The following is a 15829-nucleotide window of genomic DNA, read 5'->3' as shown; positions in this document are numbered from 1 at the left end:
ACCACTTGACTGGTTAGACTGCGGCGCATCCGGCGACAGGAGGACATGGCGTGGACGAGAGCCTGCCCGAGGCGGCGACGGCGGCCCCGGCTGCGGCCCCCCAGAAGGGGACCGTGACACAGCGCGCCATCGACCGGATCAAGGCGATGATCGGCGAGGGCCGTCTGGAGCCTGGCGCGCGGCTGCCGACCGAGCGCGATCTGGCCTCGCAGCTCGGCATCTCACGCAGTTCCATGCGCGAGGCGATCCGGGCGCTCACGGTGCTGGGCGTACTGGAGGCCCGGCACGGTTCCGGGATCTACGTCACCCAGCTGGAGGCCGGGGATCTGCTGGAGACCTTCGGGGTCGTCGCGGACCTCTCGCGCGGCCCACGTCTGGTCGAACTGCTGGAGGTGCGGCGGATCCTGGAGTCGACGGCGACGGCACTGGCCGCCGCGCGGATCACCGCGGACCAGCTCGCCGAGGTGGAGAAGCATCTGACGGCCATGAACGCCACGGACGATCCGGAGGAGATCCTCTCCCACGACCTGGCGTTCCACCGGGTCATCGCGGGGGCCGCGGGCAACGAGACGATGGCGGCCATCCTGGACGGGTTGTCCTCGCGGACGTTCCGGGCGCGGGTGTGGCGGGGGTATCAGGAGGAGGGGGCGTTCGAGCGGACCCGGCGGGAACATGCCGCCATCCACCGGGCGCTGGTCGCGCATGATCCCGAGGCGGCGCGGGCGGCTGCGGCGGCCCATGTGGGCGAGGTGGAGCAGTGGCTTCGGGCCCAGCTCCAGCCTTAGGGGGCTGAAGCTGGGCGGCCCGACATCGGGGGTGGTGCGTTCGTCTGCGGGCCGGTGGGGGCTGGCCGCGCAGTTCCCCGCGCCCCTGGAAGCGAAAGACCGGGGCCCGGTGCGCACCTGCGGGCCGGTGGGGGCTCGTCGCCCGGTTCCCCGCGCCCCTGGAAGCACGAAAGCCGGGGCGCAGCCCCGTTTCTAGGGGCGCGGGGAACTGCGCGAGCAACCACAACGCGCCCGCAGCCTGAAAACGGCCTCAGGCGCGCTTGAGCCGCAAGGTCACCAACTCGAACGGGCGGAGTTTCAGGGTCAGCCGGTTGCCGTCCTGGTCGGGGGCGGTGGCGTCCGGGAGCGGACGCTCCAAGAGGTCCGTCACCGTCACCGACTCGACGTCGAAGCCCGCAGTGAGCGTGGCCCGGCTGCGCCCGCCCCTCGACTCATGGAAGCGGACGACGACATCGCCGCTGTCGTCGTCGGCGAGCTTCACCGCGGTGACCACGACCGCGTCCTGCGCGACGGTCACCAGGGGCGCGACCTCCGAAGCCCCGCCGGCGACCTTCCGCTGGGGCGAGTTGATCCGCCACCCCTCGCGCACGGCGTCACCGATCGCGGCACCGGGCACGAGCGCGTGCCGGAAGCGATGCACGCCCTGGTCGGTCTCGGGGTCGGGGAAGCGCGGGGCACGCAGCAGCGAGACGCGGACCGTGGTGGTCGTACCGCCGTCGCCACGGACCGTACGCGTCACGTCGTGGCCGTACGTCGAGTCGTTGACGACGGCGACGCCCCAGCCGGGCTCCTCCAGGTGGACGAACCGGTGGTTGCAGGCCTCGAACTTGGCGGCCTCCCAGGACGTGTTGGTGTGCGTCGGCCGGAAGAAGTGCCCGAACTGCGTCTCGGACGCGTACCGCTCGGCGTGCACGTCGAGCGGGAAGGCCATCTTCAGGAACTTCTCCGTCTCGTGCCAGTCGACCTCCGTGTCGATGTCGAGCCGCCACTCCCCCGGCGCGAGCGACAGCACCTGCGTGACCTTCGACGCCCCGAAGGTGCGCACGATCCGGACCGAGACGCCGTCGTCACCGGGGGCGACCTCGTCGGCGTCGACCAGGTCGGTGACCGTGTTCCGGTAGAACTCGTCCACGTCCCAGGCGTCCCACATGTTGGGGAAGTCGGGGTGGATCTGCAGCAGGTTGGCCGCCTCGCCGGGTGCGAGGGTCTCGCGGTCCGCGGCGAGGTCGAACGCGGAGACCACGAGCCCGCGCGCGTCGATCTCGATCCGCAGACATCCGTTGTCGAGGACGAAGCCGCCGTCCGTGCGCGGCACGAGCGTGCACTCGCCGCCGACGGCCGGGGTCCGCGCACCACCGGCGGGGACTCCGTCGCGGGTGTGCGGCGCCGAGTTGAAGGCGAGGGTGGTCGTCCCCTCACCGGCCAGCGCGCGCTGGGCGGCGCCGATGACGCCGTTCAGTTCCTCGGCCACCGCCTCATAGGTCCTGCGGGCCTCGCGGTGCACCCAGGCGATGGACGAGCCGGGCAGGATGTCGTGGAACTGGTGGAGCAGGACCGTCTTCCAGAGCCGGTCCAACTGCTCGTGCGGATAGGTGAACTTCGTCCGGACGGCCGCGGTCGCCGCCCACAGCTCGGCCTCCCGCAGCAGGTGCTCGCTGCGGCGGTTGCCCTGCTTGGTCCTGGCCTGGCTGGTGAGGGTGGCGCGGTGCAGTTCCAGGTACAGCTCACCGACCCAGACCGGGGCGTTCGGGTACTCGGCCTCCGCCTTCTCGAAGAACTTCTCCGGGGCCTCCCAGACCACGGTCGCCGAGCCTTCGAGGTCCCTGAGGCGGGCCGCCTTGGCGACCATCTCCCGGGTCGTGCCGCCGCCCCCGTCGCCCCAGCCGGTCGGCGCCAGGGAGTGCCGGGCGACGCCCTTGTCCTTGAAGTTGTTCGCCGCGTGGGCGATCTCGCTGCCCTTCATCGAGCAGTTGTACGTGTCGACGGGCGGGAAGTGCGTGAAGATCCGCGTCCCGTCGATGCCCTCCCACTGGAAGGTGTGGTGCGGGAACTTGTTGGTCTGCGACCACGAGATCTTCTGCGTGAGCAGCCACTTGGAGCCGGCCGCCTTGATGATCTGCGGCAGTCCGGCGGCGAAGCCGAAGGTGTCGGGCAGCCAGGCCTCGTCGTTGTCGACACCGAACTCGTCGATGAAGAACCGCTTGCCGTGCACGAACTGGCGGGCCATGGCCTCCGAGCCGGGCATGTTGGTGTCCGACTCGACCCACATACCGCCGGTGGGCACGAACCGCCCGTCGGCGACCGCCTTCTTCACCCGGGTCCACACCTCGGGCCGGTGCTCCTTCACCCAGGCCCACTGCTGGGCCTGCGACATGGCGAAGACGAAGTCGGGCTCGTCCTCCAGGAGTGCGGTCATGTTCGAGGTGGTCCTGGCGACCTTGCGCACGGTCTCGCGCAGCGGCCACAGCCACGCCGAGTCGATGTGCGCGTGGCCCACCGCGCTGATGCGGTGGGCGGAGGGCACGGCCGGAGCCGACAGCACCGCTTCCAGCTGGGAGCGGGCCGCGGCGGCCGTGGCGCCGACGTCCTGCAGGTCGACGGCGTCGAGGGCCTTCTCCACCGCGCGCAGGATGTCCCAGCGACGTGCGGACTCCACCGGCAGTTCGGCCATCAGCTCGCCCAGGACCTCCAGGTCGATGACGAGCTGCCACACCGTCTCGTCGAGGACGGCGAGATCCATCCGGGCCAGCTTGTACTGCGGTTCGCCGCCGGCCGTCTCCTTGTCGCCGAGCCGCGTCGGCTGGAAGGGGTGGTAGTCGAGGATGACGGGGTTGGAGGCGGCCTCGATGTGCAGGCGCACCTCCTCGCCGCCCACGACGGGCGCGCCGATCCTCACCCACTGGTTGCGGGGGTTGAGGCCCTTCACGGGGGTCCCGTCGGGCCGGTAGACGAGGCCCTCGCACTGAAAGCCGGGCATGTTCTCGTCGAAGCCGAGGTCGAGGAGCGCCTCGACGGTCCTCCCGGCCCACTCCTCGGGCACGGTCCCCGTCACCCGGAACCAGCTGGTGCCCCAGGGAGCACCCCACCTGTCGCCGACCGCCACCGGGGACGGCGTGGCCGCCAGCCCCTCTTCGACGGGCACCGGCTCGCCGGGCGCGTTCCACACCGCCACTTCCAGCGGCAGGGACTCGGGGTACACGGCGGGTCGTATGCGCTCGTCGAGCACGCGCTTGAGGCGGGCTTCGACCAGGCCGCGGTCGTCATGCATGCGGGGTGCTCCGTAACTCCGTTGTGCGGGTTGTCGCTGTTACCGGTGGTACCGGTGGTACCGGTGGTCGGCGGTCACCAGGTGTGGGTCAGGGTCGCGGGGGCCGACGCGGTGTAAAGCTCCCCAACGGCCCGCAATTCGAACCTCGCCGCCGTCTCGCCTCCTTCCGCTGTCAGTCCTCCAACGAAGAAGGCCTGCTGAGCGGTTCCGCCGAGGAAACGCCGAGTGCCGTCGGGCATCACCCGGTGCAGCGTGTAGTGGCGTACGCCGCCGCCGGTGGCCGCGCGCCAGGCGAGGCGCAGGTCGCCCCCGGAGGCGCCGGTGACGCGCGCGTCGGCGGGCGTGCCCGGGGCCTCGGTGTCCTGAGCGCGTACGGCGAGGCCCCCGAGCCGCCACTTCACGGCACCACCACCCCCGGCCCCGGTGAGCCGGACCCCGAGGGCGTGGACGGTGCCGCCCGCGGGCAGACCGGTCAGCCGTACGGTCGAGGTCTGCCAGCCGTCGCCGGCGGTGACCGGGAAGTATGTGTAGGCGTACGGCTGCCCCGGCCCCGGCGGTTCGGCGGTGGCGACGGCCAGTTCGACGCTCACATTCCCCGAGTCGGCCCGGTGGGTCAGCTCGACGACCGTGTCCGCGCCGATCGGCAGGCGGGTCGCGTAGAGATCCAGCGTGGTGGGAGCGTCCAGGGTGCCGTCGACCAGGACGCTGCTGCCGCCGCGCCAGGCGTCGCCGAAGTCGAAGGTGACGGCGGGGTGCTGTCCCGTCGTGCGCGTGACCCAGCGCCGGGACGGCAGCCGGTCCTGGAGGCCGAGATGGTTCCACTGCGCCGTCGACGTCACCTCGCCGTCCTCGTACCAGCGCAGTCCGTGCCCGGTGTTGAACGTGCTCGCGAACGGGAGCCCGGTGACGGTCGAGCGGTCGGCGACGGAGACGGCGGGCGCCCGCCAGGTGTCGGTGGTGTCGGGGCGCGCCGGATCGAGTGAACGGCCGCTCCAGAAGCGGTCGTCGGCGGCGTGGAAGTCGCCGGGCGTGCGGGTGGCGGGCAGGTGGTTGCGGGTCCACTCGGGCCGGTAGAAGCCCACCGACACGATGTGCGCCGAGCCGCTGGGAACCATGGCGTCCCAGTTCACGGACCGGTTCCAGCCGTTGGCCTCGACATCGACGCCCGCCCACAACTCGTAACGGCTACGCCCCAGTTGCTGGGCGGCCGTACCGGAGGAGACCAGGCTGCTCGCCGACCAGCGGAAGTCTATGAACATCGTGTCGGCGGCCTGGTAGAACACCCGGTTCTGGTTGTTGAGGGCGCCCTGCCAGCTCACCGAGCCGTTGACGGTCATCGAGTCGTACCAGGTGACCCGCTGCCCCTTCGCCGCGCTGAGCGCCTTCAGCTCGGTGAGGAAGCCGAGCATGTCGGTGGCGAGCGCCGCGTTGCCGCCGCCCGTCTCGGGGTTGACGAACCAGCCGTCGAAGCCGTACGCCTCGGCGACCGCGACGAGCTGGGCCGCCAGGGGGTAGTGTCCCGCCGCGTCCTTCTGCACCAGGTCACGGGTCCACTGCAACTGGCCGCCGTACGCGGCGGGCGGCAGGAACACATTGCCGAGAACGGGTACGCCGTGGCGGTGGGCGGCGTCCACGACGGGCGCGTTCGGCGCCAGGATCAGGCCCTCGCCGGAGGAGCCGCCCCAGAAGACCAGCTCGTCGACGTAACTCCAGTGGGTGAGCGCGTAGTAGTCGGCGGTGGCCGCGCCCTGCGAGGGGTTGCTCGCGGTGGGTCCGAAGGAGACCAGCGACTGGATACGGGCCTGTCCGGCGCGTGCCGTCGTGTTCACCGGCGTCGGGGTGAACCGTTCGGCGAGCGGCACGGACGCCGTGTTGAAGGCGAGGTCGGTGTCGGTGTCGGCGCTCCACGCCTTCAGACTGCGCCAGGTGATGCCCGCGCCCGGTGAGCCCGAGGGGAACGAGTCCGGGTACCAGTAGGAGGCGTACGGCTGGAGCGCCGAGGCGGCGGCCTCGGCGGCGGGGGCGGTCGCCGCCTCCGCCGCTGCCGCGGGTGTCGCCGGGAGCAGGGCCGCTGCCGTCCCGGTGCCGGCGACGAGCAGGACGGTGCGTCTGGTGGGGTTCACGAGCAAGTGCCTCCTTGTGGGAGTTCTTGTTTCCTGTGGGGGTTACGGAACTTGACCGGGAGTGACGACTTCGGTGATGCCTCGTGCGGTGAGGTGCTCCACGTCGCTCGCGCGGGACGCGAGGACGGTGGTCGGTCGGGCGCCGTCGGCGGTGAGCCGGAAGAACGCCTCGAATACCGGGCCGCCCGGTGCGCAGACGGAACGGCCGGCGGGGTCGTCGGGCACGACGAGTGCCGTGCTGCGGGCCTTGGGGGTGTACGGGTGCTCGCGGGCCGAGCGGGCGGCGCGGGCCAGCACCCGCGCACTGTCCTTGGGGCGGCGGTCATTGCTCAACAACCCGAGTCCGTATTCGAGTTCGGGGAAGTCGGCGAGGTCGCGGGACACGTCGTGGGAGCACCACCAGGTGATGCCCCAGAGGTCCGTGCAGTCCAGGGCGTTCGCGACGGTCGCCTCGGTGAAGGCGGCGGCATGCTCCGCGGGGACCAGCGGCGCCGGTGCGCCGACCTCCTGGAGCCAGACCGGGCGCGACGGGTCGTCGGCCCAGGCCTTGCTCAGCTCGATCAGGTAGGCGGCGTGGTGTTCGCTCGCGACGCCGGTACGGCCGTGCCGCTGGGCCGTGCCGTTGAAGACCCACGAGTGCACGGCGGTGACCGCGCCGCGCCGCGCGGCCTGCGCCGGGGTGAACGGCATGTCGTCCTGGTACCAGGCCGCGTCGTACTCCGCGTGCAGATGCAGCTTGCCGGGCGCGCCCTTCTCGCACGCCGCGAGCATCCGCTCCAGCCAGGCGTCGATCACATCGGCTGCCGCCCGGTCGGGGTCCGGGTGGGGGCCCGCCGAAAACTGGTTGACCTCGTTGCCCACGGTCATGCCGATGAAGTTGGGCCGGTCGGCGAGGGCGGCGGCGAGGGTCCGCAGGTACTCGGCCTGCCCTTCGACGACCTCCGGGTCGGTGAAGAGATTCCGCCGGTGCCAGGTCTGCGTCCACGCGGGCAGGAAGTCGAAACTCGACAAGTGGCCCTGCAGTCCGTCCACGTTGACGTCCAAACCCCGCTCGGCTGCCGCATCCGCCAGCGTCACGAGCTGTTCCACGGCACGCGGGCGGATCAGCGAGCGGTTCGGCTGGAAGTAGGGCCAGATCGGGAAGACCCGTATGTGGTCGAGGCCGAGTGCGGCGATCGAGTCGAGGTCGGCGCGCACGGAGTCGAGGTCGAAGTCGAGCCAGTGGTGGAACCATCCTTCACTCGGGGTGTAGTTGACGCCGAAGCGCACGGCAGAAGACATCCGGGAGTCCTAGTCCTGTTTCTGTGGTGCGTATGTGGGGGTGTACGGGCTGCTCGCCGTCGGGGGCCGTCCCGCGACACGGCCGCCGCCCTTCAGGGGCGCGGGGAACTGCGCGACCAGCCCCCACCGGCCCGCACCCGACGACCGGCCGCCGCTCCTCGGTGGCACCGTCACCGCGCGCGGCTCGCAAGCCAGGCGACCGGTCACCGCGCCCGGCCCGCGAGGCTTACGGCCGGTAGCCGCGGGCCTCACCCCTTCACCGCACCCTCGCCGACCCCACGGAAGAAGTACCGCTGCAGGCAGGCGAAGAGGGCGATCAGCGGGGCCACCGCGATGATCGTGCCCGCGGCGACCAGCCGTTCATCGTTGGCGAAGGTGCCGTGCAGATAGTTGAGCCCGATGGTCAGAGTGAACTTGTCCGGGTCGCTGAGCACGATCAAGGGCCACAGGAAGTCGTCCCAGGCGCCCATGAAGGCGAAGATCGCGACCACGGCGAGCGTGCCCTTCACCGAGGGCAGCGCGATCCGCAGGAACCGCTGCCAGGTGTTCGCGCCGTCGACGAAGGCCGCCTCCTCGATCTCGTACGGGAGGTTGAGGAACGCGTTGCGCATCAGCAGGACGTTCATCGCGCCGATGCAGCCGGGCAGGACGACCCCGATGAGGGTGTTGTTCAGGCCCAGCTCACGCATGGTCGTGAACTGGGCGATGATGATGCCCTCCACGGGCACGAGCATCGCGAGGATGAACACGAGCGTGGCCACCTTGCGGCCGCGGTAGCGCAGCCGGGCCAGCGCGTAGCCCGCGAGCGCCGCGCCCACGCAGTTCGTGACGACGTTGGCGGTGGCGACCTTCAGCGAGTTGAAGGCGTAGTCCCACACGGGGATGGTCCGGGCGACCCGGTCGTAGTTGTGCAGGGTCGGTTCACCCGGCAGGAACTTCGGCGGCGAACTGAAGATGTCCTCGGTCGGCCCCTTCAGCGAGGTGGAGAGCTGCCACAGGAACGGCCCGACGGTCAGCGCCAGAACGGCGAGCAACAACACGTACCGCAGGGCGAGTTCCCACACCCGTACATGCTTGCCGTGCTCGTCGGTGACGCGCTGGCGACGACGACGGCGGGGCGCGTCCGCGCCGGCCGGCACCTCGCGGACCTTGTCGGCGACACTCACGCGTCCTCCTTCCGGACTCACGCGTCCTCCTTCCGGTCGGCGCGCAGCACGAGCAGCATCAGCGCGACGGTGACGACGAAGACGACGACGGAGATGGCGGAGGCGTAGCCGACCCGGCCGGTCAGGCCGGTGCCGGTGCGCTGGACGAGCATCACGAGCGTGGTGTCCTCGCCCGCGGGGCCGCCGCCGGGCCCCGCCATCAGGTACACCTCGGAGAACACCTTGAAGGCGGCGACCGAGGAGAGCGCGCCGACCAGCACCATCGTGGAGCGGACGGCGGGCACGGTGACCGTGAGGAACCGGCGGATCGAGCCCGCCCCGTCCACGGCCGCCGCCTCGTGCAGCTCGCGCGGCACGTTGGCGAGGGCGGCCAGGTAAATGATCATGTAGTAGCCGAGGCCCTTCCAGACCGTGACGGCCATGGCGCTCAGCAGGAGCAGCCACTGGTCGCTCAGAAAGCCGACGCGGCCGACCCCGACCGCCTCCAACAGCGAGTTCACCAGGCCGCGTTCGTCCAGCAGCCATACCCAGATGAGGCCCACCACGACGATGGAGGCGACGACCGGGGTGTAGAAGGCCGACCGGAAGAAGGCGATGCCGGGGATGTTCTTCTGAACCAGGAGCGCGAGCAGCAGAGGCAGCAGTACGAGCGCGGGGACCACCCCCACGACGTACAGCGTGCTGTTGCGCAGGCCGATCCAGAACATCTCGTCGTGCAGCAGCTCCCGGAAGTTGGCCAGGCCCACGAACTCGCCGGGGATCAGGGTCCGGCGGTCGGTGAAGGCGTTGACCACGGTCGAGACGAACGGATAGAGGATGAAGATGCCCACGACCAGCAGTCCCGGGGCGGCGAACAGCCAGGGGCTGGTGGGCAGTTGCCGCCGCACTCGGGCCGCGGTCCCGGCCGGGCGTCCGCCGCTGTCGCCACTGCCGCTGCCGCCGTCGCCGCTGCCGTTGTCGGGAGGAACGGCACCGACGGACGCCTTGCCGGAGGAGACCCTGCCGGGGGGAGCCGTACTGGGGGAACTCGACATGTCGATCAGCCCTGCTGCTGGAGCAGGCGGTCACACGCCTTGACAGCGTTGTCGAGGGCTTCCTTCGGGCTCACCTTGCCCTGCAGCGCCTTGGCGACGGAGTTGCGCAGTTCGGTCTTCATCTGCTCGCTGAACAGCACCGGCGTGTAGTTGACGGCGTTCTTCAGGGAGCCGGCGGCGGCGATCCGGACGCGGGTCTCGTCCGTGCCGTCCTCCTTGGTGAAGTACGGGTCGTCGAGCGAACCGGCCGTGCTCGGGAAGATCGCGACCTTCTTGGCGAACGACATCTGGTTCTGCGCGTCGGTGACGAAGTGCGCGAAGGCGACGGCGGCGGGCTTCTGCTTCGTCCGGGCGTTCACCATCACACCCATGACGTACATGTTGACCTTGCCGGTGCTGGTGATCTGGTCGGTGATGCCGATGTTCTTGTAGAGGTTCGGCGCCTCCTGCTTGAACCTGCCGAGGTCCAGGGCGCTGCCCGGGTTCATGGCGACGGCGCCGGTGAGGAACTTCTTGCCGGACGACTCGGGGGTCGCGGTCAGCGCCTGCGAGTCGAGTGCCTTGTGGTCGTACAACTCCTTGTACTTACTCAGGAGTTGCACGCCCTTGGCGTCGTTGAAGGCGAAGGCCGTGCCTTCCTTGTTCATCAACTCGACGCCGTAACGGCCGAAGTCCTCGATGGTGGGCACGTTCGCCAGAGTCGCGACCTCGCCGTCACTCTTGTCCGCCAACTCCATAGCGTCGTCGAAGAGTTCGTCGTACGTCTTCGGCGGCTTCGAGGCGTCCAGGCCCGCTTCCTCGAACAGCGACTTGTTGTAGAAGAGCGGGCCGGTGTTCAGGTACCACGGGAAGGCGTACGTGCCCTCCATGCCAGGTATCTCGTGGCTGGCCCACGCACCCGGCAGGTACTCCTTCCTGTACTTCGCGGCGGCCTTGTCGAGGTCGAGCGCGAGGCCCGCCTTGGCGAGCGGGGCGACGAGGTCCGGCGAGACGTTCACGACGTCGGGCAGGGTGCCGCCGGCCGCGTCCGCGCTGATCTTGTCTGCGTAGCCCTCGGCGGGCTGGTCGACCCACTTCACGTTCGTGCCGGGGTACTTCTTCTCGAAGTCGGCGACCAGACCCTCGAAGTACGGCTTGAAGTTGGCCCGCAGGTTCCAGGTCTGGAAGGTGATGTCGCCCTCGACCTTGCCGGAGGCGTCCGTGGAACCACTGTCGTCACCCCCGGAGCCGCAGGCGCTGAGCGGCAGGACCAGGGCGACGACAGCGGCGGCGAGTGCTCTGCGAGGCATGCGCACGGTGACCGGGCTCCTTTGCGACGGTGTGGGTCAGGGGTGACGGGCAGACCTTGCATCCTGCGCGGTGGGGAAGTCAATGGATTCCGCCTCGCTAAATTCATCAGCTCGACATAGATCCAGGTCAGAGGCGCTCTCCCTCTCCTCTTGCGACAGATCACTAATGCGCTTTAGAGTGACCTGACTCAAGCGCTTTAGTACGAGGCGCCATTGAGCAGGGCTTCAGTGAAATGGGGAGCAGTTGCCAGCCAAGCGGTCTCCCGCGCGCCGGCCGACGATGAAGGACATCGCGCAGCGCGCCGGGGTCTCCGAGAGCGCGGTCTCGTTCGCGCTCAACGACCGGCCAGGGGTTTCCGAGATCACTCGGGACCGCGTGCGCCGGGTCGCCGAACAGCTGGGCTGGCGGCCCAGCACGGCGGCGCGCCAGCTGTCCGGCGAGGGCACGGCGACGGTCGGCCTCGTCCTGGCCAGGCCCGCGCACACCCTCGGCGTGGACTCGTTCTTCCTGCAGCTCATCTCGGGCATACAGGAGGTTCTGGCCGAGCGTCACCTCGGACTGCTCTTCCAGGTGGTCGAGGACGTCGACGACGAGTGCGCGGTGTACCGGCGCTGGTGGGCGGAGCACCGCGTGGACGGGGTGCTGGTCGTCGACCCGCGCACCGCCGACGCGCGCCCCGACCTGCTCGACGAACTGGGGCTGCCGGCGGTGGTCATCGGCGGGGCCCCGGACGCCCGGCATCCGGGTCTGTCCACGGTCTGGGCGGACGACGCGGGGGCGATGGCGTCCGTCGTCGGGCGGCTGTACGAGCTGGGGCACCGGCGGATCGTGCACATCGCGGGGCTGCCCGGGCTCGCGCACACGGAGCGACGGATCCGTACGCTGCGCGCCGAGGCGGACCGGCGCGGGCTCGCGGAGGTGTGCTCGGTGACCACGGACTACTCCGACGCGGAGGGTGCGGCCGTCACGCGCCGCGTCCTGGAGGGTGGCGTGCTGAAGGGCGGCTCGCCGCCGACCGCGCTGGTCTACGACAACGACGTGATGGCCGTCGCCGGGGTCGCCGCCGCGACGGAGCTGGGCTTCTCGGTACCGGGTGACGTATCGGTCGTGGCCTGGGAGGACTCGGCGCTGTGCCGCATGGTCAAGCCGTGGTTGTCGGCGTTGTCCCGGGACACGGTGGCATTCGGCCGCACCGCGGCGGTGGAGTTGACCTCGCTGTTGGACGGGGGGCCCGCGCGGGCTGTGGGGGTGCCTGTGCCGGGGTTGATCGAGCGGGACAGTACGGGGCCCTGCGGGTCCTGCGGAGCTTGAGCGGGATGGGGGGCGGGGGCGGGGGTTGTTCGTTGTGTGCGGGCTCGTCGTGGCTGAGCGCGCCGTTCCCCGCGCCCCTGCCCTGGGGGCCGGGGGCCTTCGCTCTCAGAGGTGGGAGCGGTGTAGTTCGAAGTTGGCCAGGTGAGGGGTGTGGCGGGTGGCTGTCACCCGTACTCGCCAGCGGCGTGCCCGTACCGGGGTGAGTAGGAGCAGGATCCGGCTGGCGCCGATGGTGCCCGCCTCGGTGACGCGCCTCCAGGCTCCGTCGGTGTGGGCCTCGATCACCACGCCCTCCACTGGCTGGCCGTATCGGATGTCCTCCGCGAGCCGGACGCGGTCCACCTCTCGGGAGTGGCCGAGGTCCACCGTGATCACGCCCGGGGACCGAGTGGTGAGCGCCCCGCGTGCCAGGTCCTCCGGCAGCTCCCTGCCGATACGCTCGCGGAACTCCCGCAGGCGGATCACGTCGGCGGCCGGGAGGAGGCCCCGGTCGTCCGGCGGGACGTTGAGCAGCAGGACCGCGTTGCGGCCCACCGAGCCGAAGTAGATGTCCGTCAACTGCTGGACCGACCTGGGCTGCTGGTCGGCGTGGTAGAACCAGCCGTCCCGGATGGACACGTCGGCCTCCGCCGGCCACCACTGCAGGTGGTCGGCGACCGGCTGTGCCGCGACCAGGGCGTCCCGGCCGCCGATGTCCGGGGCGTCGTACGAGAGCGCGAAGTCCAATCGAATGTCCAAGCGCGTCCCGGCACGACGGCTCCCGGCACGTCGGCTCTCGACGCGACGGCCGACACCGAGGCACAGTACGTCTCGTATGCATGAGTACTCATCGCTGAGACCACGTCCCCGAGGAGCCATCGTGACCAGCTGGGCCGGCCGGACCGCCGCCGAGATCGCTGCCGCCGTCCGCGAGAAGCGGGTCACGCCGCGCGAGGTGGTGGCCGAGCACCTGGCGCGGATCGAGTTGCTCGACGCGCGCGTGGGCGCCTTCCGCCACGTACGCGCGGCGGCGGCGCTCGCCGAGGCGGACGAGGTGGCGTCCCGGGCGGACCTGACCGACCTCCCCCTGGCGGGCGTACCGGTGGCGGTCAAGGACAACCTGGCCGTACGCGGCGAGTCCACCCGCAACGGCAGCGCGGCGAGCCCGGACACCCCGGCGCGGGAGGACCACGTCACGGTGGCCAGGCTGCGTGCGGCGGGAGCCGTCGTGGTGGGCCTGACGAACGTCCCCGAGCTCTGTGTCTTCGGCACCACGGAGGGGGTGTACGGCACGGCTCGCAACCCGTGGGACACCACACGCAGCGCGGGCGGGTCCTCAGGGGGCAGCGCTGCGGCGGTCGCCGCCGGGATGGTGCCCCTGGCCCTCGGCAACGACGGTATGGGTTCGCTGCGGATACCCGCCGCCAACTGCGGCCTGATCGGCCTGAAGCCGGGACACGGGCTGATTCCGGCGGGCATCGGTCACGGCGACTGGTTCGGTATGTCCGAGAACGGGCCGCTGGCGACGACGGTCGAGGACGCAACGCTGATGTTCTCGGTACTGGCCGCCACCGACGCCGTACGCACCGATGAGCCCGCCGCTCTCTCGGTCGCCGTCTCCGTGCGCAGCCCCCTCGCGGGCGTCGCCGTCACCCGGCCCCACGCGGCGGCGGCCCGTGCGGCGGCCCGGTTGCTCGCCGGGGCGGGGCATCGGGTGCGTCGCGCGGACCCGCCGTATCCGGTGTGGCTGGGTACGACCTCGCTGGCGCACTGGACGGCCGGGACGGCGGTGGACGCGGAGGGGCTCGATCCCCGGCGGCTGGCACCGCGCACGCGGGTGCACGCGGGGCTGGGGCGCCGGTTCGTGGACTCGGTACGGACCGGTGTACGCCGGCAGCAGTTGCGGGAGCGGCTCACACCCTTCTTCGCGGAGCACGATGTGCTGCTCACACCCGCGCTGGCCCGGCGGGGGCCCGCCGCCGCGGAGTGGCACAAGCGGGGCTGGCTGCGGAATGTCCTGGTCAACACGTACTACTCGCCGTTGACTCCCCCATGGAATCTGACGGGGTGGCCGGCGATGGTGGTGCCGTTCGGGGTGTTGCCCTCGGGGGTGCCGGGGGCTGTCCAGCTGGTGGGACGGCCCGGGAGCGAGGGCGTCCTGCTGGCAGTGGCAGGACAGCTGGAGAGGCTGCGACCTTGGACGCGTACAGCTCCGCTGGCTGTGGGGTGAGGGTGGTGGATCGGATGCGGGTCGCTGAGGGCTGACCGTGCCGTTCCCCGCACCTCTGCAGCCGAACGGGCACCCCGATTGCCACGACACCGTCCGTCAGAGTGCTCGATGCATCACATGCAGACCTACTCTGCCGTGGGTCGGGTGGGTGAAGGCAGCCGGGATCGTACCCACGATCTCGAAGCCCAGGGTTGTCCACAGCTTCACGGCCGGGTTGGTCTCCACTACGGCGTTGAAGACCATCGCCCGGTAACCGTCGGCCTCGGCCGCCCGCAGGACGTGCTCCGCCAGGGCCCGGCCCACGCCCCGGCCGGTGCGGTCCGGGTCGACCATGAACCCGGCGTTGGCCACATCGGCCGCGGGGCCGCCGTAGTTGGGGGTGACGTAGGCGGAGCCCACGACGGCACCCGAGATCTCGTCCTCGGCGACGAACACGCGCTTGCCCGGCGCCATCCACAGGGCGCGGGCATCCTCCTCGGATGTGTCCCGGTCCCAGGCGTAGGTCTCGCCGGCGGCCACGATGCGGCGCCAGAACGGCCAGATCCGCGGCCAGTCGTCGGCCACGGCGTCTCTGATCAGCATGAACACGAGTTTGACATGTCCCCCCGATCACAACACCGCGGGAGCGGGCCGTGCCGGTACGTCGCAGCCCGTCGCACAGGGCTCCTGCAATCGACCGAACTCTTCGTTCTTGGGGCAGTACACCCGGAAGGCGACAGGATCGACGTACCGGCACGGCCCCGACCCACCGACTGACTGACCACCGACCGACTGACCACCGCCAGGCGCCCCGGACGGCCACCCGACGGTCCCGGCTCGGCACGGCGCGGGCCCGTCGGTCACGGCCCATCCGTCACGGCCCGACGGTCAGTCCACGCTGGGCAGGATGTGGGGCTCGGCCAGATCGTCCTCGTAGCCCGCCAGCCTGATGGGGGCGGACCTGGCCCACACGTCCAGGCTGCCGAGCTTCTCCGCCCGGTCCGTGACCTCTGTCCGTGCCTTGAGGCCTTGATCGAGATTCGTTGTCTCCGGTGTCACCGCGCACTCCTTATGTGTCGGGTCACCCTCGGGGCGCACAGGACCACTCTGCTGTCGGCCGCCTGCGTCCACTCGGGTCTGAACAAGGGCACTTCGGACGCGGTGGCGCCGGTCAACTCACATGAGAGCAGGCCGTGGTGACTGGCTTGTCCCGGGACGGACCGTGGGTGCGGGTGGGACCCAAATGAGCTGTCCGTCCCGCACAGAGTAACCAAATGAGCGGTCCGCCGCTCGATGGGGCTGAAAACAAGGTGTAACCATCTGAAGTCATCCGCCCTCCGCGACCACCCATACGACCATTTGTTCGACCTTTTGTTCGATCGT

At 70.7% G+C, this 15829-nt stretch carries 12 protein-coding genes; 3 read left to right on the top strand and 9 right to left on the bottom strand.

Annotated features, from left to right (window positions below; all coding sequences use genetic code 11):
- Positions 1 to 50: 50 nt before the first annotated feature.
- Positions 51 to 785, top strand: a complete 735-nt coding sequence (locus ACIOKD_RS24490) for a FadR/GntR family transcriptional regulator (protein ID WP_402087726.1) — start codon at positions 51 to 53, stop codon at positions 783 to 785.
- A 250-nt stretch (positions 786 to 1035) separates the two neighbouring features.
- On the opposite strand, the gene ACIOKD_RS24485 is transcribed toward ACIOKD_RS24490, so the two are convergent.
- From ACIOKD_RS24485 to ACIOKD_RS24460, 6 genes are all read right to left on the bottom strand, one after another.
- Positions 1036 to 4053, bottom strand: a complete 3018-nt coding sequence (locus ACIOKD_RS24485) for an alpha-mannosidase (protein WP_402087723.1) — start codon at positions 4051 to 4053, stop codon at positions 1036 to 1038.
- Between the two features lie 74 nt (positions 4054 to 4127).
- Positions 4128 to 6176: an endo-beta-N-acetylglucosaminidase gene (locus ACIOKD_RS24480; protein WP_402087721.1), complete on the bottom strand. Its 2049-nt coding sequence runs from the start codon at positions 6174 to 6176 to the stop codon at positions 4128 to 4130.
- A gap of 42 nt (positions 6177 to 6218) precedes the next feature.
- The gene (locus tag ACIOKD_RS24475; RefSeq protein WP_402087718.1) at positions 6219 to 7457 is read right to left on the bottom strand and encodes a glycosyl hydrolase; all 1239 of its coding nucleotides are present in this window, start codon (positions 7455 to 7457) and stop codon (positions 6219 to 6221) included.
- Between the two features lie 248 nt (positions 7458 to 7705).
- A complete protein-coding gene (locus tag ACIOKD_RS24470) occupies positions 7706 to 8623 on the bottom strand; it encodes a carbohydrate ABC transporter permease (RefSeq protein WP_402087716.1) in 918 nt (305 codons plus the stop codon).
- 17 nt (positions 8624 to 8640) lie between these two features.
- On the bottom strand, positions 8641 to 9657 hold the full coding sequence (locus tag ACIOKD_RS24465; protein WP_402087714.1) for a carbohydrate ABC transporter permease: 1017 nt from the start codon (positions 9655 to 9657) through the stop codon (positions 8641 to 8643).
- 5 nt (positions 9658 to 9662) lie between these two features.
- The gene (locus tag ACIOKD_RS24460) at positions 9663 to 10946 is read right to left on the bottom strand and encodes an ABC transporter substrate-binding protein (RefSeq protein WP_402088145.1); all 1284 of its coding nucleotides are present in this window, start codon (positions 10944 to 10946) and stop codon (positions 9663 to 9665) included.
- Positions 10947 to 11190: 244 nt separating this feature from the next.
- Here ACIOKD_RS24460 and ACIOKD_RS24455 point away from each other — a divergent pair, with 244 nt between their 5' ends.
- Complete coding sequence (locus ACIOKD_RS24455) at positions 11191 to 12258, top strand: LacI family DNA-binding transcriptional regulator (protein ID WP_402087712.1); 1068 nt, start codon at positions 11191 to 11193, stop codon at positions 12256 to 12258.
- Between the two features lie 105 nt (positions 12259 to 12363).
- Here ACIOKD_RS24455 and ACIOKD_RS24450 read toward each other — a convergent pair whose 3' ends face one another.
- Complete coding sequence (locus tag ACIOKD_RS24450; RefSeq protein ID WP_402087709.1) at positions 12364 to 12996, bottom strand: alpha-L-fucosidase; 633 nt, start codon at positions 12994 to 12996, stop codon at positions 12364 to 12366.
- Between the two features lie 121 nt (positions 12997 to 13117).
- Between ACIOKD_RS24450 and ACIOKD_RS24445 the strand changes: the two genes are divergently transcribed.
- Complete coding sequence (locus ACIOKD_RS24445) at positions 13118 to 14467, top strand: amidase (RefSeq protein ID WP_402087707.1); 1350 nt, start codon at positions 13118 to 13120, stop codon at positions 14465 to 14467.
- 96 nt (positions 14468 to 14563) lie between these two features.
- On the opposite strand, the gene ACIOKD_RS24440 is transcribed toward ACIOKD_RS24445, so the two are convergent.
- Entirely contained in the window at positions 14564 to 15049 is a 486-nt protein-coding gene (locus ACIOKD_RS24440; RefSeq protein WP_402087704.1) for a GNAT family N-acetyltransferase, read from the bottom strand.
- A 285-nt stretch (positions 15050 to 15334) separates the two neighbouring features.
- Positions 15335 to 15505, bottom strand: coding sequence for a hypothetical protein (locus tag ACIOKD_RS24435; RefSeq protein WP_402087701.1), 171 nt, complete (start codon positions 15503 to 15505; stop codon positions 15335 to 15337).
- Positions 15506 to 15829 lie beyond the last annotated feature (324 nt).

This window comes from Streptomyces sp. NPDC087844 (genome assembly GCF_044742785.1).
Lineage (GTDB): Bacteria > Actinomycetota > Actinomycetes > Streptomycetales > Streptomycetaceae > Streptomyces.
This window is presented reverse-complemented; position numbering and strand designations above follow the sequence as displayed.